The sequence below is a fragment of the Pseudonocardia sp. DxW genome (genome assembly GCF_058448985.1).
Window position 1 is genome coordinate 169640 of record NZ_JBZFLK010000007.1, and the last position, 23208, is coordinate 192847.

Sequence of the window (23208 nt, forward strand, 5' to 3'; positions counted from 1 at the left end):
CGCCGTACAACGATCAGCCGACCGTCACCTGTGGTTCGCCCGGGACGGTCTCGCCCATCTCCTCGGCGAGCCGCATGGCCTCCTCGATCAGGGTCTCCACGATCTTGTGCTCGGGGACCGTCTTGATGACCTCGCCCTTGACGAAGATCTGGCCCTTGCCGTTGCCGGAGGCGACCCCGAGGTCGGCCTCGCGGGCCTCCCCCGGCCCGTTCACGACGCAGCCCATGACGGCCACCCGCAGCGGCACCTCCATGCCGGTCAGACCGGCGGTGACCTCGTCGGCGAGCTTGTAGACGTCGACCTGGGCACGCCCGCAGGACGGGCAGGACACGATCTCCAGCCGGCGCGGGCGCAGGTTCAGCGACTCCAGGATCTGCTGGCCGACCTTGATCTCCTCGACCGGCGGCGCGGACAGCGAGACCCGGATCGTGTCGCCGATCCCCTGGCGCAGCAGCGCGCCGAACGCGACCGCCGACTTGATGGTGCCCTGGAACGCCGGCCCGGCCTCGGTGACGCCCAGGTGCAGCGGGTAGTCGCACTGCTCGGCGAGCAGCTCGTAGGCGCGCACCATGACGACCGGGTCGTTGTGCTTCACCGAGATCTTGATGTCGTGGAAGTCGTGCTCGGCGAACAGGCCCGCCTCCCACAGCGCGGACTCGGCGAGCGCCTCCGGGGTGGCCTTGCCGTACTTGTCCATCAGCCGCTTGTCCAGCGAGCCGGCGTTGACCCCGATCCGGATCGGGGTGCCGTGGTCCTTGGCCGCCTGGGCGATCTCCTTGACCTGGTCGTCGAACTTGCGGATGTTGCCCGGGTTGACCCGGACGGCCGCGCAGCCGGCCTCGATCGCGGCGAACACGTACTTCGGCTGGAAGTGGATGTCGGCGATCACCGGGATCTGCGACTTCTTGGCGATCGCGGGCAGTGCCTCGGCGTCGTCGGCGGACGGGCAGGCCACCCGCACGATGTCGCAGCCGGACGCGGTCAGCTCGGCGATCTGCTGCAGCGTCGCGTTGATGTCGGAGGTCAGGGTGGTCGTCATCGACTGCACGGAGATCGGGTGCTCGGAACCGACACCGACCGGGCCGACCTGCAGCTGACGGGTCCTGCGCCGCGGGGCGAGGGTCGGGGCTGGCGCGGACGGCATACCCAGGGAGACGCTCACGACCACCACTATCCCATCGCCGCGGGCGGGCCGCCGTTCCCGGTGAGCGGACGCACCCCGGTCAGGTGCGGCCGTGCTTCTCCTGGGCGTCCTGCAGGGTCGACGAGTGCGGCAGCCAGGTGGCCAGCTCGACCGGCCAGCCGTCGTCGGCCAGCACCCGCACGACGGCCGGGTCGTCATCGATGATCATCGCGATCTCCCGGTCCCGCGCGAGCCGGCGCAGCACCTCGCGCTTGACGTAGCGGGCCGGGCGGTGGTCGTCGTCGGGCCGCATGTACAGCGGCCCGGTGGCCAGGCCGAACCCGGCCAGCCAGTCCTCGGTGAGCCGCCGGTTCCGCTCCGGGCGCCCGGTCAGGTAGACGACGTCGTAGCGCTCCAGCGCCGCCGCCAGCCGCTGGGCACCCTCCTCCAGCAGCGGATCGGCGTGCGCGGCGGCGAAGAACTTCTCCCACCGGTGCACGTCGAGGAAGTGCAGCCGGTGCGAGACGTCGGCCAGTACGCCGTCGATGTCGAACACCGCCAGCGGCCGGAGGTCGTGCTCCGGGCTCATCCGAAGATCCGCACCGGGTTGACGATGTCGGCGACCGCGACCATCAGGCTGAAGCCCAGGAACACGAGTACGAACACGTAGGCGAAGGGCAGCAGTCTCGCCGCGTCCACCGGCCCGGGATCGGGTCTGCCGAGCGCCTGCGCGGTGTTGCGTTTGATCGACTCCCAGATCGCCGGGACGATCTGGCCGCCGTCCAGCGGCGGGATCGGCAGCAGGTTGAGCAGGAACAACGAGATGTTGACCGCGGCCAGCATGCTGAGGAACAGCCCGAGATTGTCCTGCCAGGGCACGCCCTCCTGGGACAGGATCTCGCCGCCGATCCGGGACACCCCGACCACGCCCATCGGGCTGTCCTGGGCCCGCTCCTCGCCGAGGAACGCCGCGCCGAACAGCGCGGGCACCCGGGCCGGGATCTGGGTGATCGCCTCGGCGGTGCCGGTGATCATCTCGCCGACCCGTTCGACGACCTGGTCCGGCCCGAGCCGGTAGTAGCCCTGGCTCAGCTCCACGCCGAGGAAGCCGGCGGTCACCGTCTGGCCGCGGTTGCGCGGGTTCAGGTCGGCGAGGGTGTTGTCGATGACGTCGACGGTCAGGTTCTCTTGCTGCCCGCCGCGCTCGACGGTGATCGGCATCGGCCCGGACGACGCCCGGATCGACTCCTGCAGGCCGGGCCCGGCGTTCTCGGCGACCGGACGGCCGTCGAAGGCGACGATCCGGTCACCCGGCTGGATGCCGGCGGCCAGCGCCGGGGTGGGCGGGGCACCGGCCGGGCACTCGGCCGGCGGCGCCTCCTGCTCGGCGACGACCGCCGCAGGCACCACGCACTCGTTGACCGCCGCCACCTGGGTGCCGACCTGGAACGTCCCGACGCCCATCAGCACCGTCGCGAACAGCGCGACCGCGAGGATGAGGTTCATGAACGGCCCGGCGAACATGACGACGATCCGCTTCCACGGCGAGCGGGTCCAGAACTGTCGGTCGGCGTCCTCGGGCCGCACGTCCATCTGGGACTGGGCCCTGGCGTCGTCCATCAGGCCCTGGAACGGCCCGGTGCGCCGGCTGCGGCCGAGCCGGCCACGGCCCGGCGCCGGGGGCAGCATCCCGATCATCCGGACGTAGCCGCCGAGCGGGATCGCCTTGATCCCGTACTCGGTCTCGCCGCGGCGGACCGACCAGACCGTCCGGCCGAAGCCGACCATGAACTCGGGCACCTTGATGCCGAACCAGCGGGCGGTCGCGAAGTGCCCGAGCTCGTGCCAGGCGATCGAGATCAGCAACCCGACGAAGAAGATCGCGATCCCGACGATCGTCCAGAAGATGGTCACGAACCCGCCTTCTCCCTCGCATGGGCGCGGGCCCATTCCTCCGCCGCCAGCACGTCCGCAACGGTAGCCGGGTCACCCGTCCAGACGTCGGCCGCCTCCAGGACCTCGGCGAGCAGGTCGGTGATCCCGAGATAGCCGATCCGGCCGCGCACGAACGCCTCGACGAGCTCCTCGTTCGCGGCGTTCAGCACGGCGGGCAGGCAGCCCCCGGCGCTCCCGGCGGCGCGGGCCAGCCGGACGCCGGGGAACGCGTCGTCGTCGAGCGGCTCGAAGGTCCAGCTCTGCGCCCGGGTGAAGTCGCAGGGGGTGGACGCACCGGGCAGCCGGTCCGGCCAGCCCAGCGCCAACGCGATCGGCAGCCGCATGTCCGGCGGGGACGCCTGGGCCATCGTCGAACCGTCGGCGAAGGTGACCATCGAGTGCACGATCGACTGCGGGTGCACGGTGACGTCGATCCGGTCGTAGCCGATGCCGAACAGCAGGTGCGCCTCGATCACCTCCAGGCCCTTGTTGACCAGGGTCGCCGAGTTGATCGTGATGACCGGGCCCATCGCCCAGGTCGGGTGCTGCAGCGCCTGCTCGACGGTGACGTCGGCGAGCGAGGCCCGGGTGCGGCCGCGGAACGGCCCGCCGGACGCGGTCAGCACGAGCCGGTCCACCTCGGTGGCCCGCTCGCCGCGCAGGCACTGGGCCAGCGCCGAGTGCTCGGAGTCGACCGGCACGATCTGCCCGGGCTGCGCCGCCGCCAGCACCAGCGGCCCGCCGGCGACCAGCGACTCCTTGTTCGCCAGCGCCAGCCGGGCGCCGGTCGCCAGCGCGGCCAGGGTCGGGCCGAGCCCGCGGGACCCGGTGACCCCGTTCAGCACGACGTCGGCGCCGCAGGCGGTGACCAGCTCGGTGGCGGCCTCCGGGCCGTCGAGCACCTCGACGCCGGGCAGCGCGGCCCGCAGCTGCGCGGCCGCCCCGCGCGCGGACACCGCGACCCGGGGCACGTCGTGCGCACGTACCTGGGCGACCAGCGCGGGCACGTCGGACCCGCCCGCGGCCAGCCCGGAGACGGTGAACCCGCCGGCGCGGGTGATCACATCGAGGGCCTGGGTGCCGATCGAACCGGTGCTGCCCACCACGACGAGTGACTTCATCACTGCCCATCATCCCCGGTGCGGTCGCTGTGCGACGATGGCCCCGGTCTGCGGCGGGACGTAACGGGAGGAAGCACGTGGCGAGCAACACACGCGAGGTCGCGGTCCGGTCGGGTGTCGATCCCGAGGCGGAGCCCTCGGTCGACTGGGGCTGGCACCAGAACTTCACCAAGGCGCTGCCGATCGCGGCCGGTCTCGTCGGGATCACGCTGCTGCTGTTCACGATCGGGCACCCGATCAGCTGGACCGAGTTCCTCTTCATGGGCGTCCCGGCCCTGGTCTGCCTGGTCGGCGCCGTCGCACACCCGATCTACAAGCGGCGCAGCTGGCGCCACTGATCCCGCCGTGGCCACCGATGCGGGTGCGCCGGTCGAGCTGACGATCGGCGACCGCGTCGTGCGGCTGTCCAGCCCGGACCGGGTCTACTTCCCGGCCCGCGGCGAGACGAAGCGGGACCTGGCCGCGTACTACACCGCGGTCGGCGACGGCGTGGTCCGCGCCTTGCGCGACCGGCCGTGCATGCTGCACCGCTTCCCCACCGGCGTCACCGGGGAGAAGGTCCACCAGAAGCGGCTGCCGCGCGGCGCGCCGGACTGGGTGCGCACCGTGCGCGTGCACTTCCCGCGCTACCAGCGCACCGCCGACGAGCTGTGCGTCGCGCACCTGGCCGACGTGATCTGGGCGGTCCAGATGTCCACCGTCGAGTTCCACCCGTGGAACTCCCGCGCCGCCGACGTCGAGTCCCCCGACGAGTGGCGGATCGACCTGGACCCGATGCCGTCGTCGTCCTGGGCGGACGTCCGGCGGGTCGCCGGTGTGGTGCACGAGGTGCTCGACGAGCTGGGCGCGACCGGCTACCCGAAGACCTCCGGCGGCGCCGGACTGCACGTGTACGTGCGGATCCCGGCCGATCACGGGTTCGCCGACGTCCGCCGGGCCGCGCATGCGTTCGCCCGCGAGGTCGGCCGGCGCTGCGACCGCGTCGACCTGTCCTGGTGGCGCAAGGACCGGGACCCGTCGAAGATCTTCGTCGACTACAACCAGAACGCCCGCGACCACACGATCGCCTGTGCCTACTCGGTGCGCGGCACCCCGGACGCGCGGGTCTCGGCGCCGGTCCGCTGGGACGAGATCGACGCCTGCGAGCCCGGCGACTTCACGATCGCGACGATGCCGGCCCGCTACGCCGAGCTCGGTGACCTGCACTCCGGTATCGACGACTCCGCGTTCCCGATCGACCCGCTGCTGGAGTGGGCCGACCGGGACGCCCGCGACAGCCCGCCCGACCTGCCCGACCTGCCCGACCTCGACGATCCGGGCACGTAGGGCCGGGCCGTGGAGGAGAACCCGGGGATCGCGTGGGGCGTGGCGTTCGGGCTGCTCGCCGGGGGCGCGCTCGCGGTGCTGTCCGGCAACTGGTGGCTGTTCCCCGGGCTCGGTCTGCTGGCCGGGCTCCTGATCGGGATGATGGTCGACCGGCGCGGCTCCGCCTGATCCGCACCGCGAACGGGAGGGGACAGCGGATGGACGACGAGCACCGCCGCAACCAGCTGCACCGGCTCGGCTACGGCATCGGCGGCGGGCTGGTGGTCGGCGCCGTCGTCCGGACGCTGACCGACACCTGGTGGTGGGTTCCGGTGTTCCTGGTCGTCGGGTTCGGCGTGGGGCTGTTCCTGCGCGCGACGACGCCGCCGGCCTCCTAGCCGCGCGCGCCGGACCCCGGCTCCCCGGCGCGCCCGCGCAGCCTGCCGAACTCGGCGGCCATCGCCGCGCGGCTCCAGTGCGCGTTCAGCCCGGACGGGTTGGGCAGCACCCACACCCCGGTGTCCCCGAGCCGGTCGGGCTGCTCCCCCACCCGGGCGTCGCGGCGCCCGAACGCGGTCCGGTGGGCGCCGATCCCGACCACCGCGAGCCATCCCGGACGGTGCCGCGCGACCAGCTCGCGCAGCCGCCTGCCACCGGCGACCAGCTCGTCGTCGGTGAGCTCGTCGGCGCGGGCGGTGGCCCGCGGCGCCATGTTCGTGATCCCCAGGCCGAGCCCGGCCAGCTCGCCCTGCTCGCCGGGACGCAGCAGCCGCGGGGTGAACCCGGAGTCGTGCAGCACCGGCCAGAAGCGGTTCCCGGGCCGCGCGAAGTGGTGGCCGGTGGCGGCCGAGAGCAGGCCCGGGTTGATCCCGCAGAACAGCACCCGCAGCGGCGGGTCGCCGGGGCCGGGGAGCACGTCGGGGATAGTCCGGTCGCGGGCCCGCTCGAGCTCGGCCCGGGACGGCCCCGGATCGTGACCGTCGGCGCGTCCCATCGGGGCAGTCCAGCACGCCGCCGATCAGTTCGCGCCGCCGGGCCGGTCCACCCGAGTGGGTGCGCCGTCGTGCCGTCGCGCCCGACCGAGAGGAGACTGCCCGCCGTGGACCTGCCCGTGATGCCCCCGGTGAAGCCGATGCTGGCCAAGCCCGCGCCGTCGATCCCGGACGGACGGCTCTACGAACCCAAGTGGGACGGCTTCCGCTCGATCGTCTTCCGGGACGGCGACGAGGTCGAGATCGGCTCCCGCAACGAGCGACCGATGACCCGCTACTTCCCCGAGGTCGTCGAGGCGGTGCTGGCGAACTTCCCGCCGCGCGCGGTGATCGACGGGGAGATCGTGGTCGCCGACCGGGCGAACAACACCCTCGACTTCGAGGCGCTGCAGCAGCGGATCCATCCCGCCGCCAGCCGGGTCACGCTGCTCTCGAACGAGACACCGGCGTCGTTCGTCGCGTTCGACCTGCTCGCGCTCGGCGACGAGGACCTCACCGGGCTGCCGTTCGCGCAGCGCCGGGCCCGGCTGGAGGAGGCGCTCGCCGACGCCGCCCCGCCGGTGCACCTCACCCCGATCACCGACGACACCGGCACCGCGCGACGCTGGTTCGAGCGCTTCGAGGGCGCCGGCCTGGACGGGCTGATCGCGAAGGACCCGCAGGGCACCTACCAGCCGGACAAGCGGGTGATGACGAAGGTCAAGCACGGGCGCACCGCGGACTGCGTGCTCGCCGGGTACCGGGTGCACAAGTCCGGGCCGGACGCCATCGGGTCGCTGCTGCTCGGCCTGTACGACGAGCGCGGCGTGCTGGCGTCGGTCGGCGTGGTCGGCGCGTTCCCGATGGCGCGGCGGCGCGAGCTGATGACCGAGCTGGCACCGCTGGTCACCGACTTCGACTCGCACCCGTGGGCCTGGGCGAAGCAGCTGGAGGGCGAGCGCACGCCGCGCAAGTCGGAGGGCAGCCGGTGGAACGCGGGCAAGGACCTGTCGTTCGTGCCGCTGCGCCCGGAGCGGGTGGTCGAGGTGCGCTACGACTACATGGAGGGGGCCCGGTTCCGGCACACCACCCAGTTCGTGCGGTGGCGCCCGGACCGGGAGCCGGGGTCGTGCACCTACGAGCAGCTGGAACGCCCGGTGCGCTTCGACCTGGGTGAGGTGCTGGCCGGCCGCGGCTGACCCCGGGCCCTTCGCTCCGGCGAACCCGTTCCGCCGATCCCGCCCGCCCCGCGACGCCGCGCTGCCCGGATCACGCTCCGGGACTCCCGGAACAGAGATCATGGTCGGGGCGGGCAGCCGCAGGACTCGCGGTGCACGAACCGGGTGGGCAGCCGCACCGACCGCGGCTCGGCGTCGGGCTCGGCCATCCGGCGCAGCAGCAGCCGCACCGCCTCCCGGCCGATCCGGGCGAACGGCTGCGCGACCACGGTCAGCCGCGGGCTGAACGCGTCCGCCCACGGGAAGTCGTCGAACGCGGCGAGCGCGATGTCGCCGGGGATGCGCAGGCCGACGTCGTGCGCGGCCTGCACCGCGCCGATCGTCATCGCGTTGTTCCCGGTGACCAGCGCGGCCGGGCGGTCCGGCCGGTCCAGCAGCCCGCGAACCGCCCGGCGGGCCGGTTCCGCCTCCGAGTGGCCCTCCACGACCAGCGAGTACGTCAGTCCGGCGCGCTGCAGCCCGAGCCGGTACCCGGCCAGCCGCTCGACCGTGGTGGCCAGCCCGGCGTGCCCGGCGAGGTAGCCGATCCGGCTGTTTCCGGCCGCCGCGAGGTGCTCCACCAGCCCGGCCACCGGCTCGACGTTCTCGGTGCCGACCTCGTCGTGCCCGCCGCCGAGCATCCGGTCCACGAGCACCGTCGGCACCTTCTGCGCGGCGAGCGCGGCCAGGGTGCCGGCCGAGTCCGCGGACGGCGCGAGCAGCACCCCGTCGACCCGGCTGCGCAGCCGGGCGACGGCGGTCGCCTCGTAGCCGGGGTCGTCGTGCGGGTCGGCGAGCAGCAGCGTGTAGCCGGCCGCGGCGGACTCGTCCTCCACCGCGTGCAGCAGCTCCCCCAGGTACGGGTTGGAGATCGCGGACAGCGCGAGCCCGAGCGTGCGGGTGCGGGCGGTGGCCAGCGACCGGGCCGCCGCGTTCGGCGTGTACTGCACCTTCTCCATCGCCGCCAGCACCTGCCTGCGGGTGTCCTCCCGGACCGGGCGGGTGCCGTTCAGGACGTGCGAGACGGTCGCGGTGGACACCCCGGCGAGCCGGGCGACCTCGGCCATGGTCGCGATGGTGCACCTCCGGTCACGGTTCGACCGCCCGATGCAGGCAAGCGCTTGCGCAAGCGGTTACTTCGCGCATACCGTACACGAGTCCACCGAATGGACGTGTGCAGAATCACAGTGTTTGCCAGAAGATCACACCCCTCGACGACGAGGAGAGCGCCGTGAGGAACGGCCGAGCCGAACGGAACCAGTCGCCGTGACCCCCGGGACCACAACCCGCCGCCGACGGCCCGCCGTCGCCGCCGCCCTGCTCGCCGCCCTCTCACTCGTCCTCTCCGCGTGCGCCGGCGCCGGTGCGCTGGGCCTGCCGGAGGGCGCCCGGGTGGTGACCATCGCGATCGTCTCCAACCCGCAGATGGAGGACGCGATCGCGCTCACCCCGCGCTTCGAGGCCGAGAACCCGGACATCCGGCTGCGCTTCGTGAGCCTGTCCGAGAACGAGGCCCGCGCGAAGATCACCGCGTCGGTCGCCACCGGCGGCGACGAGTTCGACGCCGTGATGATCTCGAACTACGAGACCCCGCAGTGGGCCGAGAACGGCTGGCTGGTCGATCTCGACCCGCTGATGGCCGACACCCCGGGCTACGACCAGGACGACTTCACCCCCAGCATCCGGGACGCGCTCTCCGGCCCCGACGGCCACATGTACTCGGTGCCGTTCTACGGCGAGTCGTCGTTCCTGATGTACCGCACGGACCTGTTCGCCGAGGCCGGGCTGACCATGCCCGAGCAGCCGACCTGGCCGCAGGTCGCCGAGTTCGCCGACCGGCTCACCGACCGGGACCAGAACCGCTCCGGGATCTGCCTGCGCGGGCTGCCCGGCTGGGGCGAGGTGATGGCCCCGCTGGACACCGTGATCAACGCCTTCGGCGGTCGCTGGTACGACGAGCAGTGGAACGCCCAGCTGACCTCGCCCGAGGTCCGCGAGGCCGTCCAGTTCTACGTCGACATGGTGCGCGAGAACGGCATCCCCGGCTCGGCGCAGGCCGGCTTCTCCGAGTGCGGCACCCAGTTCAGCCAGGGCAACGCCGCGATGTGGTACGACGCCACCGTCGCCGCCGGCCTGGTGGAGAACCCCGAGGAGTCCCAGGTCGTCGGGAACGTCGGCTACGCCCCGGCCCCGGTCGGCGACGACGGCCGCCCGTCCGGCTGGCTGTACTCGTGGGCGCTGGCCATCCCGCAGACCACCGCGGACAAGGGTCCCGAGCAGGTCGACGCGACCTGGAAGTTCCTGTCCTGGATGACGTCGAAGCCCTACCAGCAGCTCGTCGGCGAGGAGTTCGGCTGGACCTCGGTGCCGCCGGGCGCCCGCCGGTCGACCTACGAGATCCCCGAGTACATCGAGGCGTCGGCGGCCTACGCGCCGCAGACCCAGCGGGCGATCACCGACGCCGACCAGGAGAACCCGACCCGGGACCCGGTCCCCTACACCGGCGTGCAGTTCCTCGCGATCCCGGAGTTCCAGGACCTCGGCACCCGGGTCAGCCAGCAGATCTCGGCCGCGATCGCCGGTCAGCAGACCGTCGACGAGGCCCTCGAACAGGCCCAGAACTACGCCGAGACCGTCGGCGAGAGCTACCAGGAGCAGGAGGGGGTGAACCCGTGAGCACCTCGGAGACGAGCACCCCGCGCAGCGGCACGGCCGACGTCGCCGAACCCGCGCCGTCGAAGCCCGGGCGGCCCGCGGCCGGTCCCGGCTCGCGCCGGGACGGCTGGATCCGGCGCGGTCCGCTGCTGCCCGCGCTGATCTTCACGATCGTCGTCACGCAGCTGCCGTTCCTGTTCACGATCTACTACTCGACGCAGTCCTGGAACCTGGTCAACCCGGGCAGCCAGCGGTTCGTCGGCTTCGACAACTACGTGACGGTGTTCACCGACTCGCAGTTCCGCGGCGTGGCGCTGAGCTCGATCGTCCTCACGCTCGGCTCGGTGCTGATCGCGATGGTCCTCGGGCTGGCGATCGCGCTGCTGCTCAACCGGAGCTTCCCGGGGCGCGGCCTGATCCGGACGCTGATCATCACGCCGTTCCTGATCACCCCGGTGGCCGGAGCGCTGATCTGGCAGACGGTCATGTTCGACCCGACCTACGGCCTGGTGAACTTCGTCCTCGGGCCGTTCGGGGCCGGCACCACCGACTGGATCTCCAGCTACCCACGGGCCGCGGTGATCGTCGCGCTGGTGTGGCAGTGGACGCCGTTCATGATGCTGCTGCTGCTCGCCGGACTCGGCTCGCAGCCGCCCGAGGTGGTCGAGGCGGCCCGGATGGACGGGGCAGGCGGCTTCGCGGTGTTCCGCGAGGTCACCCTGCCGCACCTGCGCCGGTTCATCGAGCTGGGCGTCGTGCTCGGCGCGATCTACCTGGTGAACACGTTCGACACGATCTACATGATGACCCAGGGCGGCCCGGGGACGGCGAGCGCGAACTTGCCGTTCTACATCTACCAGCGCGCCTTCCTGGGCTTCGACATCGGCGAGTCGGCCGCGATGGGCGTGGTGACCGTGGTCGCGACGATCATCGTCGCCACCCTGGCCCTGCGCCTGATCTTCCGTAGCTTCTCCACCGAGGAGGCGTGATGACCGCGGTCTCCGACGACGCCCGGGACACCCGCACGACGCCGGGCGCGGGCACCCCCGCCCGGCCGACCGGCCGCGCCACCGGCACCCTGCTGACGGTGCTGGCCTGGGTCGTCGGCATCGGCTTCTTCTTCCCGGTGCTGTGGATGGTGCTCACCGCGTTCAAGCAGGAGCGCGACGCCTACACCGACCCGCCGACCCTGTTCTTCACCCCGACGCTGGACCAGTTCGCCGGGGTGTTCGGCGGCGGCGTCACCCCGTACCTGCTGAACTCGCTGTTCGCGACGCTCATGTCGACCGCGCTGGTGCTGCTGCTCGGCACGCCGGCGGCGTTCGCGCTGAGCCTGCGCCGGGTCAAGCGCACCCAGGACGTGCTGTTCTTCTTCATCTCGACGAAGATGCTGCCGATCGTCGCCGCGATCGTGCCGATCTACGTCGCGGTGAACTTCATCGGCGCGCTGGACAACATCTGGACCCTGGTCGTGCTCTACACCGCGATGAACCTGCCGATCGCGGTCTGGATGATGCGCTCGTTCTTCCTGGAGGTCCCCAAGGAGCTCCTGGAGGCCGCCAGCATGGACGGCGCCTCGCTGTGGCGGTCGCTGCGCGAGGTCGTGCTGCCGATCATCTCGCCCGGCATGGCCGCCACCGCGCTGATCTGCATGATCTTCAGCTGGAACGAGTTCTTCTTCGCGGTGAACCTGACCGCGTCCCAGGCCGCGACCGTGCCGGTCTACCTGGTCGGCTTCATCACCTCCGAGGGCCTGTACTTCGCGAGCCTGTGCGCCGCGGCCACGGTGGCCGCGCTACCGGTCGTCATCATCGGCTGGATCGCGCAGAACAAGCTGGTGCAGGGCCTGTCCTTCGGGGCCGTCAAGTGAGCCCCCGTCCCGTTCAGAGAGGAACCCGCCGTGGCTGACGTGGTGTTCGACCAGGCGAGCCGGATCTACACCCCGGGCGCCAAGCCGGCGGTCGACCGGCTGGACCTGACCGTGGAGGACGGCGAGTTCGTTGTCCTGGTGGGGCCGTCCGGCTCCGGCAAGTCGACCGCACTGCGGATGCTGGCCGGGCTCGAGGAGATCGACGGCGGCGCCATCCGGATCGACGGCGAGAACATGGTCGGCGTGCCGTCGAAGGACCGGGACATCGCGATGGTGTTCCAGAACTACGCGCTCTACCCGAACAAGACGGTCGGCGAGAACATGGCGTTCCCGCTGAAGATGGCCGGCCTGGACAAGGACGCGCGGGCGACGAAGGTCCGCGAGGCGGCCGAGATCCTCGGGCTCACCGACTTCCTCGACCGCAAGCCGCGGGCGCTGTCCGGCGGGCAGCGGCAGCGGGTCGCGATGGGCCGGGCGATCGTCCGCGAGCCGCGGGTCTTCCTGATGGACGAGCCGCTGTCCAACCTGGACGCCAAGATGCGGGTGTCGACGCGCACCGAGATCGCCGCGCTGCAGCGCAGGCTCGGGGTGACCACCGTCTACGTCACGCACGACCAGGTCGAGGCGATGACGATGGGCGACCGGGTCGCGCTGCTCGCGGACGGCAAGCTGCAGCAGTTCGCCACCCCGGCCGATCTCTACGACCGGCCGGACAACGCCTTCGTCGCGGGCTTCATCGGCTCGCCGTCGATGAACCTGTTCACCGTGCCCGTCACCGAGCGCGGCGTGCGGCTGGCCGGGCACGAGATCGGCCTGCCGCAGGACGTGCGGTCGACGATCGGCGCCCAGCAGCTCACCACGGTGACCCTCGGCATCCGGCCCGAGCAGTGGAGCGTCGGCTCCGACGGCGGCGAGGGCATCCCGGCCCGGGTGGACGTCGTCGAGGAGCTGGGATCGGACGCCTACCTCTACGGCACCCTCGCCGAGTCGTCCGGGGACCTGTCCGCGACCGCGTCGCTGACCGGCTCGAAGGACGACGCGGTCGTGGTCCGGACCGGCGGCCGGTCCGGGGCGCGCCGCGGGGACCGGGTGGCGCTGACGCCGTCGGTGGAGGGGCTGCACCTGTTCCACCCGGAGACCGGCGCCCGCCTGTGAGCACGCCCGCCCGGCGGCGCGAGGGGGCCGCCGGGCGGTGCCGTCACCGGTCGTTGATCACGCCGATCGCGATCGCCAGGATCGCGGCGTTGTAGACGAACGCCAGCACGCTGTGCGCCAGCAGCCGGAACCGGACGGCCGAGCCGTTGGTCTGCACGTCGGAGACGTTGAACGAGGTGCCGACGCCGAACGAGAAGTAGGCGAAGTCGACCAGCGTCGGCCGGTCGGTGCCGGGGAAGACCAGGATCCGCTCCGGCAGCGCCGCGTAGTAGTCGCGGGCGTACCGCTCGGCGTAGCCGAAGTGCAGGATCGCCCAGGCCAGCAGCACCGCGGGCACGGCGGCGAGCTGACCGGCGAGCTCCAGGTCCGGGTCCGGGTCGCCGATCACGATCATCAGTCCGGCGGTGATGCCGGCCAGGCTGGTGATGGTGGTGAGCAGGAACCCGCTGCGCCCGCCGAGCGCGGACCGCAGCCAGCCGCCGTCGGTCCCGCCGCGGTCGCGGGCGCTGCGGACCAGCCGCCGCACCCGGATCGTCAGGTAGAGCACGGCGAGCAGGTCCCAGAGCAGCAGGATCGCCAGGTTCTCGTCGATGAACACGGCGACGCCGAGCAGCACCAGTGCGAACTCGATCACCCGGGAGGTGATCAGGGACAGTCGTGCGCTCACGGACCGTTCCTCGTCGGGTGCCGCACCGGACCAACCTAGCCCGGCGACGGCCGCCGGTCGCCGGGGATCACCCGGCCGGGTGCGAGGCGGCGAGCTGGCCGCAGGCGGCGTCGATCTCCTGGCCGCGGGTGTCCCGCACGGTGCAGGCGACGCCGGCGGCCCGCACCCGGCGCACGAACTCCTCCTCGACCGGCTTCGGCGAGGCGTCCCACTCGCTGCCCGGGGTCGGGTTGAGCGGGATCAGGTTGACGTGCACCCGGGAGGTGCCGATCCGCTGCCGGAGCAGCTTCCCGAGCAGGTCGGCGCGCCACGGCTGGTCGTTGACGTCCCGGATGAGCGCGTACTCGATCGAGACGCGGCGGCCGGTGGTGGTGGCGTAGCGGCGGGCGGCGTCGAGCACCTCGCCGACCTTCCACCGGTTGTTGACCGGCACCAGGGTGTCGCGCAGCTCGTCGTCCGGGCAGTGCAGGGAGACCGCCAGGGTGACCGGGATGCCCTCCTCGCGGAGCCGGTCGATCGCCGGGACCAGCCCGACCGTGGAGACGGTGACGCCGCGGGCGGAGATGCCGAACCCGTCCGGGGCGGGCGAGGTGATCCGGCGGACGGCGGCGACCACCCGCTTGTAGTTCGCCAGCGGCTCGCCCATGCCCATGAACACCACGTTCGACAGCCGGGTCGGCTCGTCCAGCACGCCGTCCCGGGCGTCGGCGGCGGCCCGGCGCACCTGGTCGACGATCTCGGCCGTCGACAGGTTGCGCTGCAGACCGCCCTGGCCGGTCGCGCAGAACGGGCAGGCCATCCCGCAGCCGGCCTGGCTGGAGATGCAGACGGTGGCCCGGTCCGGGTAGCGCATCAGCACCATCTCGGCGAGCACGCCGTCGTGGCCGCGCCACAGCGTCTTGCGGGTGGCGCCACCGTCGCAGGCCTGCTCGGTGAGCGGGGTGACCAGCGGCGGCAGCAGCGCACCGAGCTTGCCGCGGGCGTCGGCGTTGAGATCGGTCATCGCCTCGACGTCGGCGGTCAGCCGGCCGAAGTAGTGCCGGGACAGCTGGTCCAGGCGGAACTTCGGCACCCCGAGGTCGGCGGCGGCGGCCGCCCGTTCCGCCGGGTCGAGATCGGCGAGATGGCGGGGCGGCGTGCCGCGGCGGGGGGCGTCGAAGACGAGCGGGAGGCTGGACATGGCACCCACCAGTGTGCCAGCCCGGCGCCGGGCTACCGCAGGCCGGGGATCCGCAGGTTGTAGCGCCGTGCGAGGTCCTCCAGGATCCCGAGCCTGCGCAGCGCCGCCACCCACAGCACGATGCCGGCGCCGAGCCCGATCACCGGCTGCGAGGAGCCGGTGCCCTGGCCGGTCCAGGTCAGCGCGAGGAACGCGCCGAACGCGGCGATCAGCAGCACCAGGGCGCCGGTGGCGACCAGGCTGCGCTCCTCCAGCACGGTGGACGCCTGGATGAGCAGCACCCCGACCAGCGCGGCGGACACCGCGATCGAGATCTCCCGGTAGCCGACCAGCCCCAGGATCGCGGGCAGCAGCACGAGGCCGGCGACACCGATCAGGATCAGCCGCTGCATCCGGCGCTTGCGCTCCGGGTGCAGGGTGACGGCCATCGCGGCGTTGCGCCGCCGGACGACCCACATGTAGGCGGCGAGGAACAGGCCGAGCGCGACGAGCACGGTGCCGAACCCGCTGGCCAGACCGCCGGCGCCGACCGTCCAGGCCAGCGTGCCGAGGACGATCTCCAGGCTCGGGGCCGGCACACCGAGCGAGGGCTGACGCGTGGTGTACGGCATGGGTCCACGGTAGCGAGACCGGTCGCCCGTTCGCCGCCACTCCCCCGCCGCCGGTGAGCGGTCGGGCTTGACGCCCACCCCACCGGAAATCGGACATCGTGGGACGCTGACCGCTCGGGTGGGCCCCGAACCCCGCCCGGCACACCACCACCGAGGCCGGACCGGTCCGGCGCACGTCGAGGAGCACGATGACCCACCCCGAGAAGGCACGACCGGTGACCGACGACGTCCCCCGCGCGACCCGGCCCGGAGTCGGCAGGCGCACCGTGTTCGCCGGCGCCGGCGCGGCGGTCGCGATCGGCGCGGTCGCGGCCTGTGGCGGCGGCACCACGACCACCGACGACGGCGGCGGCCAGCAGCAGACCGGCGACGTCCCCGACGGCGCGCCGGGCACCGAGCTCGGCCCGGCCTCGGAGGTCCCGGTCGGCGGTGGCACCATCTACTCCGACGAGCAGATCGTGGTCACCCAGCCGACCGAGGGCGAGTTCACCGGCCTGTCCGCGGTCTGCCCGCACCAGGGCTGCGCGGTCGGCTCGGTGGCCGGCGGCGTGATCGTGTGCCCGTGCCACGACAGCCGGTTCGGCCTGGACGGTGCGGTGCTGCAGGGGCCGGCCCGGCAGCCGCTGGAGTCGCGGCCGGTGACCGTCGCCGACGGGACGATCACCCTCGCCTGAGCCCGCCCGGGCCCGGCGTCAGGGCAGGATCAGCCCGGCCGGGCCGGTCGTGGCCCGGCGCCGGGTGTGCACCCGGTAGCCGACCCGGAGGGTCAGCCCGGCGACGTCGTCGATGGCGCGGCGGGCGGTGCGCTTCGAGAACTCGATGCGCAGCACCTCCTCCAGGTCGGAGCGCTGCTCGAAGCGCCAGGTCGCGACGACCCGGCGCAGCGCGAACCCGTGCCGGGCGAAGAACCGGTCCACCGCGGGCGGGTCGTAGCGGGGCAGCTCGGCCCGCAGCCAGGTGCCGTACGGCCGGGACGTGAAGTCCAGGTCGACGACGGCGAGCACGCCGCCGGGGCGCAGCACCCGCTGCGCCTCGGCCAGGCCCGGCTCGCAGCCCGGCCCGAAGAAGTACGCGGTGCGGGCATGCACCAGGTCGGCGGAGGCGTCCGACAGCGGCAGCGCCTCCGCCCCGCCCTCGAGCACGGTGATCCGGTCGTCGCCGGCGCACCGGCGGCGGGCCCGCCGCACCAGCGGCGGATGCGGTTCGACGCCGGTGACGGTGGCCGCGTCGTCGGCGAACCTGGGCAGGTGGAACCCGTCGCCGCAGCCGACGTCGACGACGTCCCGCCCGGCCCAGCCGCCGGTCTCCTCGCGCAGGGCGGACCAGAGGGTGCCGTCGGCGTCCTGCGCGCGGTTCTCGATCTCGTAGATCTCGGGCCAGTTCCAGATGTTCGGGCTCGGGATGGCCGGGCCCGGCCGCGGTTGCCCGCCGAAGCCGGCGTAGCTCCGGCTCACGCGACCGGGACGACGAGCCCGAGCACCGCCCAGGCTACGAACGCGGTGGGCAGCAACGAGTCCAGCCGGTCCATCAGGCCACCGTGGCCCGGCAGCAGGGTGCCCATGTCTTTGATCCCGAGGTCGCGCTTGACCAGCGACTCCACCAGGTCGCCGAGGGTCGCGGTGGCGACCAGCAGGGCGCCGACCAGGATCCCCCAGTACCAGGGGACGCCGAAGAACAGCGCCACGCACAGCGACCCGGCGATCATGCCCGCGACCAGCGAACCGGCGAAGCCCTCCCAGGACTTCTTCGGGCTGATCGTCGGCGCCATCGGGTGCCGGCCGGCGACCACCCCGGCGGCGTACCCGCCGACGTCGGAGGCGATCACGCAGAGCAGGAAGGTCAGCACCCGGCCGACGCCCTGCGGGGCGACCGTCAGCTGGACCGCGAAGGCGACCAGCAGCGGCACGTAGACCGCGACGAACAGCGACGCCCCGATGTCCCGGACGAAGTGGGCGGCGCCCTCGCGCATCCGCCAGATCAGGCAGCCGAGGACGGTCGCGGTGAGCGCGATCGCGGCGCCGCGCACACCGAACGGCCAGGACAGCCAGACGACGGCCTGCCCACCGGCCAGCAGCACCGGCAGCGAGACCCGGATCCCGGCGCCGCGGCGCAGCGCGCCGGCCAGCTCCCAGGTGCCGATCGCGGTGACCGCGGCGAGCACGACGACGAAGCCCTCGGGCACGATCAGCAGGCTGAGCAGGATGATCGCGCCCAGCCCGACACCGACGGCGATCGCCGCGATCAGGTTGCGGCCCAGCCGGGACCGCTTGTAGCCCTTCATCCCGCGGACCAGCTGGGGCTCGCCGGCCGTGGCCGCGGCGCCCGCCGGTGCCTCACCGGGCAGGTCGGACGTCACGGGGACGGCGGCGTCGGGAGAAGGGGTCACCGGGCGTCAGACCTCGAGGAGCTCGGATTCCTTGTTCTTCACCAGCTCGTCGACCTGGGCGACGTACCGGTCGGTGAGGTTCTGCAGCTCCTTCTCGGCGCGCACGACCTCGTCCTCGCCGGCCTCGCCGTCCCGCTGGATGCGGTGCAGCTCGTCCATCGCCTTACGGCGCAGACCGCGGACGACGACCCGGGCGTCCTCGCCCTTGCCGCGGGCGACCTTGACCATGTCGCGGCGGCGTTCCTCGGACAGCGCGGGGATGATCACCCGGATGATCTGTCCGTCGTTGCTGGGGTTGACGCCGAGATCGGACTCGGCGATCGCCTTCTCCATCGCCTTGAGCTGGCTGGCGTCGTAGGGCTTGATGACGGCCATCCGGGCCTCCGGGATGGAGACCGACGCGAGCTGGTTCAGCGGGGTCGCGGCGCCGTAGTAGTCGACGACGATCCGGGAGAACATGTTCGGCGTCGCCCGGCCGGTGCGTACGGACGTCAGGTCGTCCCGCGCGACGGTGACGGCCTTCTCCATCTTCTCCTCGACGTCGAAGAGGGTTTCGTCGATCACGGTTGCTTCACCCCGGCCTGTCGTACTCGCTGTTCCCACACCGATCCTCTCACCCTCCGCCCGGGCGGCGCGTACCGCACCGCCCGGGCGGGGTGAGACCGGATCAGTCCTGGCCGACCTCGAAGCGGACGAAGTCCTTGACCGTCAGGCCGGCCTCGTCGGCGACCGCCTTGACGGACTTCTTCGGGTCGAGCACGGACGCCTGCTCCAGGAGCACGATGTCCTTGAAGAAGCCGTTCACCCGGCCCTCGACGATCCGCGGCAGCACCTGCTCGGGCTTGCCCTCCTCGCGGGCGGTGGCCTCGGCGATGCGCTTCTCGTTCTCGACGAGATCGTCGGGGACCTGCTCGCGGGTGGTGTACTGCGGGCGCGCGGCGGCGACGTGCATCGCCAGGCTGCGGGCCGCCTCGTCGTCGCCGCCCTCGTAGGACAGCACGACGCCGATGCCCGGGGGCAGGTCGGTCGAACGCTTGTGCAGGTAGACGGCGGTCGGGCCGTCGACGTTCACGTAGCGCTTGAGCTCGAACTTCTCGCCGATCCGGGCGGACAGCTCCTGGACGGCCTCGCCGACGGTCTTGTCGTCGAGCTTCGCCTCGGCCAGCCCGGCCAGGTCGGCGGGCTTCTGCTCGACGGCGGCCTTCAGGATCTTCTCGGCCAGCACGATGAAGTCGTCGGACTTGGCGACGAAGTCGGTCTCGCAGTCCAGCTCGACCATGATGCCGCCCTCGGCGACGACCAGGCCGTTGGCCGTGGCGCGCTCGGCGCGCTTGCCGACGTCCTTCGCGCCCTTGATGCGCAGGAGCTCGACGGCCTTGTCGAAGTCGCCCTCGGACTCCTCCAGGGCCTTCTTGCAGTCCATCATCCCGGAGCCGGTCAGCTCCCGGAGCCGCTTGACGTCGGCGGCGGTGTAGTTCGCCATCAGGTGTCTCTCGTCCTCTGGGTCGTGACGGGAATGGGTCGCCCGGGAATCACCGGCAACGGCACCGGGGATCGGGCCCGGTGGTCACCGGGCCCGATCCCCGGACGGTCAGTTCTGGGTGCCGTTGCTGGAGGTGGCGGGCGCGGTCGCGGCGGAGGCGCCGTCGCCGCCGGTCGCGGCGGCACCGTCGCTGCCCGCGGCGGCGATGGCGGCACCGTCGGTGGCGACCTCGGTGCCGGCCAGCACGTCCTGCTCCCACTCGGCCAGCGGCTGCTCGGTGGCGGCCTCGCCCTCGCCGCGGCGGGCACCGCGGGCGACCAGGCCGTCGGCCGCCGCCTTCGCGATCACCTTGGTGAGCAGCGCGGCGGAGCGGATCGCGTCGTCGTTGCCCGGGATCGGGAAGTCGACCTCGTCCGGGTCGCAGTTGGTGTCCAGGATGGAGACGACCGGGATGTTCAGCTTCCGGGCCTCGCCGACGGCGATGTGCTCCTTCTTGGTGTCCACGATCCAGACGGCGGACGGGACCTTGGACATGTCGCGAATACCGCCGAGGGTCTTCTCGAGCTTGTCCTTCTCACGGGTCAGCGTGAGGATCTCGCGCTTGGTGCGACCCTCGAACCCGCCGGTCTGCTCCATCGCCTCGAGCTCCTTGAGGCGCTGCAGCCGCTTGTGCACGGTCTGGAAGTTGGTGAGCATGCCGCCCAGCCAGCGCTGGTTCACGTACGGCATGTTGACCCGGCCGGCCTCGTCGGCGATGGCCTCCTGGGCCTGCTTCTTGGTGCCGACGAACATGATCGTCCCGCCGTGTGCGACGGTCTCGCGCACGAACTCGTAGGCGCGGTCGATGTACGACAGCGTCTGCTGGAGGTCGATGATGTAGATGCCGTTGCGCTCGGTGAGGATGTAGCGCTTCATCTTCGGGTTCCAGCGACGGGTCTGGTGCCCGAAGTGCACGCCGCTGTCGAGCAGCTGCTTCATGGTGACGACGGCCATGGCCTGCGTTCACCTCTCTTCTCGGGCGCGGCGGACGCCGCGCGTGCGGTTCACTGCGGGACCCCGGTGGGGTGGACCGCCCTGGCGCCCGCGGCGGGACCGGACCCGGTTCCCCGCTCATCGAGACGAGCTCGACGACCGGATCCACGGGACCGCCCGGCCTCCGCTCCCGGCGCCGTACCCTGCAGGGACACTGCAAAGACGGCGACGCGGGCACGCGGGCGCGCGAAGTCACCACACAGAGCGTGGTGCGGGTACCAGTGTACGCCCGGCCCGTCCGGGCGATCGCGGCGGAGCCCGTTCGGCGCCGCACCGTCCCCGCGGGGGTGTGTCCACAGGTGCGGGATCCGTCCACAGCTGCGCGGTCCGCCGGTCGCGCGGGCCGCGGTGGCCGCAGGCTCGTGGGGTGGATCCGGCACCGCTGACCTCGCGTCCTGCGCCCGGCCCGCCGGGGCGGGCGCGGGCGGGCCCGGGTGGGCGGGGTGTGCCCTGCGTCCGGGGCGGGTGCGGGCGGAGGGCTGCGCGGGTGGTCGCGGTCGGGGTCGGGGTGGCCGTGGTGGTCACGCTGGCGGCCGCGGCGGGGCCGTGGTCCGCGCACGCCGGTTCGTGGTCCGCGCCGTCCGCGCACGCCGGCTCGCGGTCCGCGCCGTCCGCACACGCCGGGCCATGGTCCGCGCCGTCCGCACACGCCGGCTCGCAGTCCGCGCGCGCGGGGCCGTGGTCAGCACACGCGGGCCCGCTCCGGGATCGCGGCTCGGCGGCCCCGGCCGGACCGGTTGCGCCGGTTCCTCCGGCCGGCTCCGCCACCCCGGCTCCCCCGGCTCCCCCGGCCGGCTCCGCCATCCCGGCTCCCCCTGATCCCGCTGCCGGCTCGGAGCTCCCTGCCGGCCCGGTTCCACCCCCCGGTCCGGCGCTCCCGGACGATCCGGGGCCGGCGGTCACCTCCGTCGCCCCACCCGCACCGCCGCGCCCGGCGGGTGCCGGGATCCCGGCTCCCGGCGCGCGGTACGCCTGGCCACTGCATCCGCCCCCGGTGGTGGCCGGGGCGTTCCGGGCTCCCACGTTCCGCTACGGGCCGGGGCACCGCGGCGCCGATCTCGCGGGCGGGCCGGGGCAGGCCGTGCTCGCCGCGCGGGAGGGGACCGTCGTCTTCGCCGGGCCGGTCGCGGGGCGCGGTGTCGTGTCGGTCGACCACCCGGACGGCCTGCGCAGCACCTACGAGCCGGTGACGGCGACCGTGGCCGCGGGCACCGTCGTCACACCCGGGGATCCGCTCGGGGTGCTGGAGGCCGGCCACCCCGGGTGCCCGGTCGCGGCCTGCCTGCACTGGGGTGTGCGACGCGACCGGCTCGACCATCTGGATCCGCTGGTGCTGCTGCGCCCGCCGCGGGTCCGGCTGCTGCCCTGGGCGGGCGCGACGCCCGGGTGACGCGGGCCGGGCAGGTCAGGCGCACGGGCAGGGGCCGGCGGCTCGGCCTGGCCCGGCACCGTGCCACCGGGCCGTCAGCCGGCGATCGCGTGCATCATCCGGCCGCGCAGTCGGGTGATCATCCGGGCGTGCAGCTGGCACACCCGGGACTCGGTGACCCCGAGCAGCACCCCGATCTCGGCCAGCGTCAGGTTCTGCAGGTAGTACAGCTGCAGGACGACCCGGTCCCGCTCGCCGAGCTGCGCAATCGCCGTCCTCAGCTCCTGCGAGGTCTCCCGGCGGACCGTGACGAGGGCGGGATCCCCCGAGTCGTCGCCGACCAGGGCGGACAAGCCGTCGTGGCCGGGCGTCGCGTTCTCCGCCAGGTCCTCGGCGCTGATCAGGTGCCGGGGTCGGACCGCGTGGCGCAGCTCGCGCACGCCGATGCCGAGTTCGGCCGCGAGCTCCCGGTCGGTGGTCGGCCGCCCCGCCCGGGACTGGAGGACGTCGCGCGCCCGCTCGACCTCCCGGATCCGGGCCCGCACGGTGCGCGGGACCCAGTCCTGGGCGCGCAGCTCGTCGAGCATCGCCCCGCGGATCCGCTGGGCGGCATAGCCCTCGAAGCGGACCCCGCGGACCGGGTCGAACCGGTCGACAGCCTCCATCAGGCCGAACGTGCCGGACTGCATCAGGTCGGCCAGCTCGATCGAGGCGGGCAGCCGGACGGCGAGCTTCGTCCCGACCCCCCGGACCAGCCGGGCGTGGCACTCCACGAGCCTGCGCCGGACGTCCGGGCACCGGTGCGCGAGGAACGCGCGCCACAGCGGCACCTCGCCGGCGTCGACGGTCTCGATCAGGTGATCCCGCGCGGCCCCGGGCGTGTCGCCGGTCGCGCCACCCGCCGGGACCAGGGCCATCCGGCCGTGACCGCCGGCCCGGACGGGCGCCGGGCCCGGGCGTCCGCCGCGCTGCCCGGCCGGTTCCCGGGGGCCGCCCGCAGGCGGATCGGGGACGGCGGCGAGCGCGGCGTGCGGCACCGGGGAAGGCAGCACGGGGGCAGGCAGCGCAGGGGCGGGTGGCACGGGGGCGGGTGGCCCAGCCACGGGCGCAGGCGCACCGTCGACGGCC

Annotated in this window: 26 protein-coding genes; 11 read left to right on the forward strand and 15 right to left on the reverse strand. The window is 73.2% G+C overall.

Annotated elements, in window-relative coordinates; translation table 11 throughout:
• Window positions 1–13 precede the first annotated feature (13 nt).
• The 4 genes from ispG to dxr all read right to left on the reverse strand — a co-directional run bounded on the left by ispG (window position 14) and on the right by dxr (window position 4179).
• Complete coding sequence (gene ispG, locus ACVJO7_RS13180) at window positions 14–1162, reverse strand: flavodoxin-dependent (E)-4-hydroxy-3-methylbut-2-enyl-diphosphate synthase (protein ID WP_491673101.1); 1149 nt, start codon at window positions 1160–1162, stop codon at window positions 14–16.
• Window positions 1163–1223: 61 nt separating this feature from the next.
• Complete coding sequence (locus ACVJO7_RS13185; RefSeq protein WP_344030249.1) at window positions 1224–1712, reverse strand: phosphatase domain-containing protein; 489 nt, start codon at window positions 1710–1712, stop codon at window positions 1224–1226.
• Complete coding sequence (locus ACVJO7_RS13190) at window positions 1709–3037, reverse strand: M50 family metallopeptidase (protein WP_491673102.1); 1329 nt, start codon at window positions 3035–3037, stop codon at window positions 1709–1711. Before ACVJO7_RS13190 ends, ACVJO7_RS13185 begins: the two co-directional genes overlap by 4 nt.
• The gene (dxr, locus tag ACVJO7_RS13195) at window positions 3034–4179 is read right to left on the reverse strand and encodes a 1-deoxy-D-xylulose-5-phosphate reductoisomerase (RefSeq protein ID WP_491673103.1); all 1146 of its coding nucleotides are present in this window, start codon (window positions 4177–4179) and stop codon (window positions 3034–3036) included. The genes ACVJO7_RS13190 and dxr overlap by 4 nt, the downstream gene beginning before the upstream one ends.
• A gap of 77 nt (window positions 4180–4256) precedes the next feature.
• Between dxr and ACVJO7_RS13200 the strand changes: the two genes are divergently transcribed.
• Genes ACVJO7_RS13200 through ACVJO7_RS13215 form a run of 4 tightly spaced genes read left to right on the forward strand, consistent with a single transcriptional unit; the run spans window position 4257 to window position 5882 of the window.
• Entirely contained in the window at window positions 4257–4517 is a 261-nt protein-coding gene (locus ACVJO7_RS13200) for a DUF2631 domain-containing protein (protein WP_491673104.1), read from the forward strand.
• A 7-nt stretch (window positions 4518–4524) separates the two neighbouring features.
• Window positions 4525–5505: a non-homologous end-joining DNA ligase gene (ligD, locus tag ACVJO7_RS13205; RefSeq protein WP_491673105.1), complete on the forward strand. Its 981-nt coding sequence runs from the start codon at window positions 4525–4527 to the stop codon at window positions 5503–5505.
• Between the two features lie 9 nt (window positions 5506–5514).
• The gene (locus ACVJO7_RS13210) at window positions 5515–5673 is read left to right on the forward strand and encodes a hypothetical protein (RefSeq protein WP_344030234.1); all 159 of its coding nucleotides are present in this window, start codon (window positions 5515–5517) and stop codon (window positions 5671–5673) included.
• 29 nt (window positions 5674–5702) lie between these two features.
• A complete protein-coding gene (locus ACVJO7_RS13215) occupies window positions 5703–5882 on the forward strand; it encodes a hypothetical protein (RefSeq protein ID WP_491673106.1) in 180 nt (59 codons plus the stop codon).
• Here the strand turns inward: ACVJO7_RS13215 and mug are convergent.
• A complete protein-coding gene (gene mug / locus ACVJO7_RS13220) occupies window positions 5879–6478 on the reverse strand; it encodes a G/U mismatch-specific DNA glycosylase (protein ID WP_491673107.1) in 600 nt (199 codons plus the stop codon). The two genes, ACVJO7_RS13215 and mug, sit on opposite strands and share 4 nt — an antisense overlap.
• 105 nt (window positions 6479–6583) lie before the next feature.
• Between mug and ACVJO7_RS13225 the strand changes: the two genes are divergently transcribed.
• Window positions 6584–7654, forward strand: coding sequence for an ATP-dependent DNA ligase (locus ACVJO7_RS13225; RefSeq protein WP_491673108.1), 1071 nt, complete (start codon window positions 6584–6586; stop codon window positions 7652–7654).
• A gap of 98 nt (window positions 7655–7752) precedes the next feature.
• On the opposite strand, the gene ACVJO7_RS13230 is transcribed toward ACVJO7_RS13225, so the two are convergent.
• A complete protein-coding gene (locus ACVJO7_RS13230) occupies window positions 7753–8739 on the reverse strand; it encodes a LacI family DNA-binding transcriptional regulator (RefSeq protein WP_491673109.1) in 987 nt (328 codons plus the stop codon).
• Between the two features lie 199 nt (window positions 8740–8938).
• On the opposite strand from ACVJO7_RS13230, the gene ACVJO7_RS13235 reads away from it, so the two are divergent.
• Genes ACVJO7_RS13235 through ACVJO7_RS13250 form a run of 4 tightly spaced genes read left to right on the forward strand, consistent with a single transcriptional unit; the run spans window position 8939 to window position 13352 of the window.
• Complete coding sequence (locus tag ACVJO7_RS13235) at window positions 8939–10348, forward strand: ABC transporter substrate-binding protein (RefSeq protein WP_491673110.1); 1410 nt, start codon at window positions 8939–8941, stop codon at window positions 10346–10348.
• A complete protein-coding gene (locus ACVJO7_RS13240; protein ID WP_491673111.1) occupies window positions 10345–11316 on the forward strand; it encodes a carbohydrate ABC transporter permease in 972 nt (323 codons plus the stop codon). The genes ACVJO7_RS13235 and ACVJO7_RS13240 overlap by 4 nt, the downstream gene beginning before the upstream one ends.
• Window positions 11316–12197: a carbohydrate ABC transporter permease gene (locus tag ACVJO7_RS13245; RefSeq protein WP_344030219.1), complete on the forward strand. Its 882-nt coding sequence runs from the start codon at window positions 11316–11318 to the stop codon at window positions 12195–12197. Before ACVJO7_RS13240 ends, ACVJO7_RS13245 begins: the two co-directional genes overlap by 1 nt.
• 30 nt (window positions 12198–12227) lie before the next feature.
• Entirely contained in the window at window positions 12228–13352 is a 1125-nt protein-coding gene (locus ACVJO7_RS13250; protein ID WP_344030216.1) for an ABC transporter ATP-binding protein, read from the forward strand.
• Between the two features lie 43 nt (window positions 13353–13395).
• Here ACVJO7_RS13250 and ACVJO7_RS13255 read toward each other — a convergent pair whose 3' ends face one another.
• From ACVJO7_RS13255 to ACVJO7_RS13265, 3 genes are all read right to left on the reverse strand, one after another.
• Complete coding sequence (locus ACVJO7_RS13255; protein ID WP_491673112.1) at window positions 13396–14019, reverse strand: DUF1345 domain-containing protein; 624 nt, start codon at window positions 14017–14019, stop codon at window positions 13396–13398.
• Between the two features lie 67 nt (window positions 14020–14086).
• Window positions 14087–15199: a dual-specificity RNA methyltransferase RlmN gene (rlmN, locus tag ACVJO7_RS13260; protein ID WP_344030210.1), complete on the reverse strand. Its 1113-nt coding sequence runs from the start codon at window positions 15197–15199 to the stop codon at window positions 14087–14089.
• Window positions 15200–15231: 32 nt separating this feature from the next.
• Complete coding sequence (locus ACVJO7_RS13265; protein WP_344030207.1) at window positions 15232–15810, reverse strand: hypothetical protein; 579 nt, start codon at window positions 15808–15810, stop codon at window positions 15232–15234.
• A 188-nt stretch (window positions 15811–15998) separates the two neighbouring features.
• On the opposite strand from ACVJO7_RS13265, the gene ACVJO7_RS13270 reads away from it, so the two are divergent.
• Complete coding sequence (locus tag ACVJO7_RS13270; protein ID WP_491673113.1) at window positions 15999–16484, forward strand: Rieske (2Fe-2S) protein; 486 nt, start codon at window positions 15999–16001, stop codon at window positions 16482–16484.
• 18 nt (window positions 16485–16502) lie between these two features.
• Here ACVJO7_RS13270 and ACVJO7_RS13275 read toward each other — a convergent pair whose 3' ends face one another.
• From ACVJO7_RS13275 to rpsB, 5 genes are all read right to left on the reverse strand, one after another.
• Window positions 16503–17264, reverse strand: coding sequence for a class I SAM-dependent methyltransferase (locus ACVJO7_RS13275; RefSeq protein ID WP_491673114.1), 762 nt, complete (start codon window positions 17262–17264; stop codon window positions 16503–16505).
• Window positions 17261–18196, reverse strand: a complete 936-nt coding sequence (locus tag ACVJO7_RS13280) for a phosphatidate cytidylyltransferase (RefSeq protein ID WP_344030198.1) — start codon at window positions 18194–18196, stop codon at window positions 17261–17263. The genes ACVJO7_RS13275 and ACVJO7_RS13280 overlap by 4 nt, the downstream gene beginning before the upstream one ends.
• A 6-nt stretch (window positions 18197–18202) precedes the next feature.
• Window positions 18203–18760, reverse strand: a complete 558-nt coding sequence (frr, locus tag ACVJO7_RS13285) for a ribosome recycling factor (protein ID WP_344030195.1) — start codon at window positions 18758–18760, stop codon at window positions 18203–18205.
• Window positions 18761–18863: 103 nt separating this feature from the next.
• A complete protein-coding gene (gene tsf / locus ACVJO7_RS13290) occupies window positions 18864–19679 on the reverse strand; it encodes a translation elongation factor Ts (RefSeq protein WP_491673115.1) in 816 nt (271 codons plus the stop codon).
• Between the two features lie 108 nt (window positions 19680–19787).
• On the reverse strand, window positions 19788–20672 hold the full coding sequence (gene rpsB, locus ACVJO7_RS13295) for a 30S ribosomal protein S2 (protein WP_344030190.1): 885 nt from the start codon (window positions 20670–20672) through the stop codon (window positions 19788–19790).
• A 1036-nt stretch (window positions 20673–21708) separates the two neighbouring features.
• On the opposite strand from rpsB, the gene ACVJO7_RS13300 reads away from it, so the two are divergent.
• Complete coding sequence (locus ACVJO7_RS13300; protein WP_491673116.1) at window positions 21709–22101, forward strand: M23 family metallopeptidase; 393 nt, start codon at window positions 21709–21711, stop codon at window positions 22099–22101.
• 74 nt (window positions 22102–22175) lie between these two features.
• Here ACVJO7_RS13300 and ACVJO7_RS13305 read toward each other — a convergent pair whose 3' ends face one another.
• Window positions 22176–23132: a FliA/WhiG family RNA polymerase sigma factor gene (locus ACVJO7_RS13305; protein ID WP_491673117.1), complete on the reverse strand. Its 957-nt coding sequence runs from the start codon at window positions 23130–23132 to the stop codon at window positions 22176–22178.
• Between the last annotated feature and the right edge of the window lie 76 nt (window positions 23133–23208).

What these genes read in the sequence shown, in the direction of transcription:
- ACVJO7_RS13185 (WP_344030249.1), bottom strand. Translation starts at nt 1,712, where the DNA reads ATGAGCCCGGAGCACGACCTCCGGCCGCTGGCGGTGTTCGACATCGAC.
- dxr (WP_491673103.1), bottom strand. Translation starts at nt 4,179, where the DNA reads ATGAAGTCACTCGTCGTGGTGGGCAGCACCGGTTCGATCGGCACCCAG.
- ACVJO7_RS13215 (WP_491673106.1), top strand. Translation starts at nt 5,703, where the DNA reads ATGGACGACGAGCACCGCCGCAACCAGCTGCACCGGCTCGGCTACGGC.
- mug (WP_491673107.1), bottom strand. Translation starts at nt 6,478, where the DNA reads ATGGGACGCGCCGACGGTCACGATCCGGGGCCGTCCCGGGCCGAGCTC.
- ACVJO7_RS13230 (WP_491673109.1), bottom strand. Translation starts at nt 8,739, where the DNA reads ATGGCCGAGGTCGCCCGGCTCGCCGGGGTGTCCACCGCGACCGTCTCG.
- ACVJO7_RS13245 (WP_344030219.1), top strand. Translation starts at nt 11,316, where the DNA reads ATGACCGCGGTCTCCGACGACGCCCGGGACACCCGCACGACGCCGGGC.
- rlmN (WP_344030210.1), bottom strand. Translation starts at nt 15,199, where the DNA reads ATGTCCAGCCTCCCGCTCGTCTTCGACGCCCCCCGCCGCGGCACGCCG.
- ACVJO7_RS13265 (WP_344030207.1), bottom strand. Translation starts at nt 15,810, where the DNA reads ATGCCGTACACCACGCGTCAGCCCTCGCTCGGTGTGCCGGCCCCGAGC.
- ACVJO7_RS13270 (WP_491673113.1), top strand. Translation starts at nt 15,999, where the DNA reads ATGACCCACCCCGAGAAGGCACGACCGGTGACCGACGACGTCCCCCGC.
- tsf (WP_491673115.1), bottom strand. Translation starts at nt 19,679, where the DNA reads ATGGCGAACTACACCGCCGCCGACGTCAAGCGGCTCCGGGAGCTGACC.
- rpsB (WP_344030190.1), bottom strand. Translation starts at nt 20,672, where the DNA reads ATGGCCGTCGTCACCATGAAGCAGCTGCTCGACAGCGGCGTGCACTTC.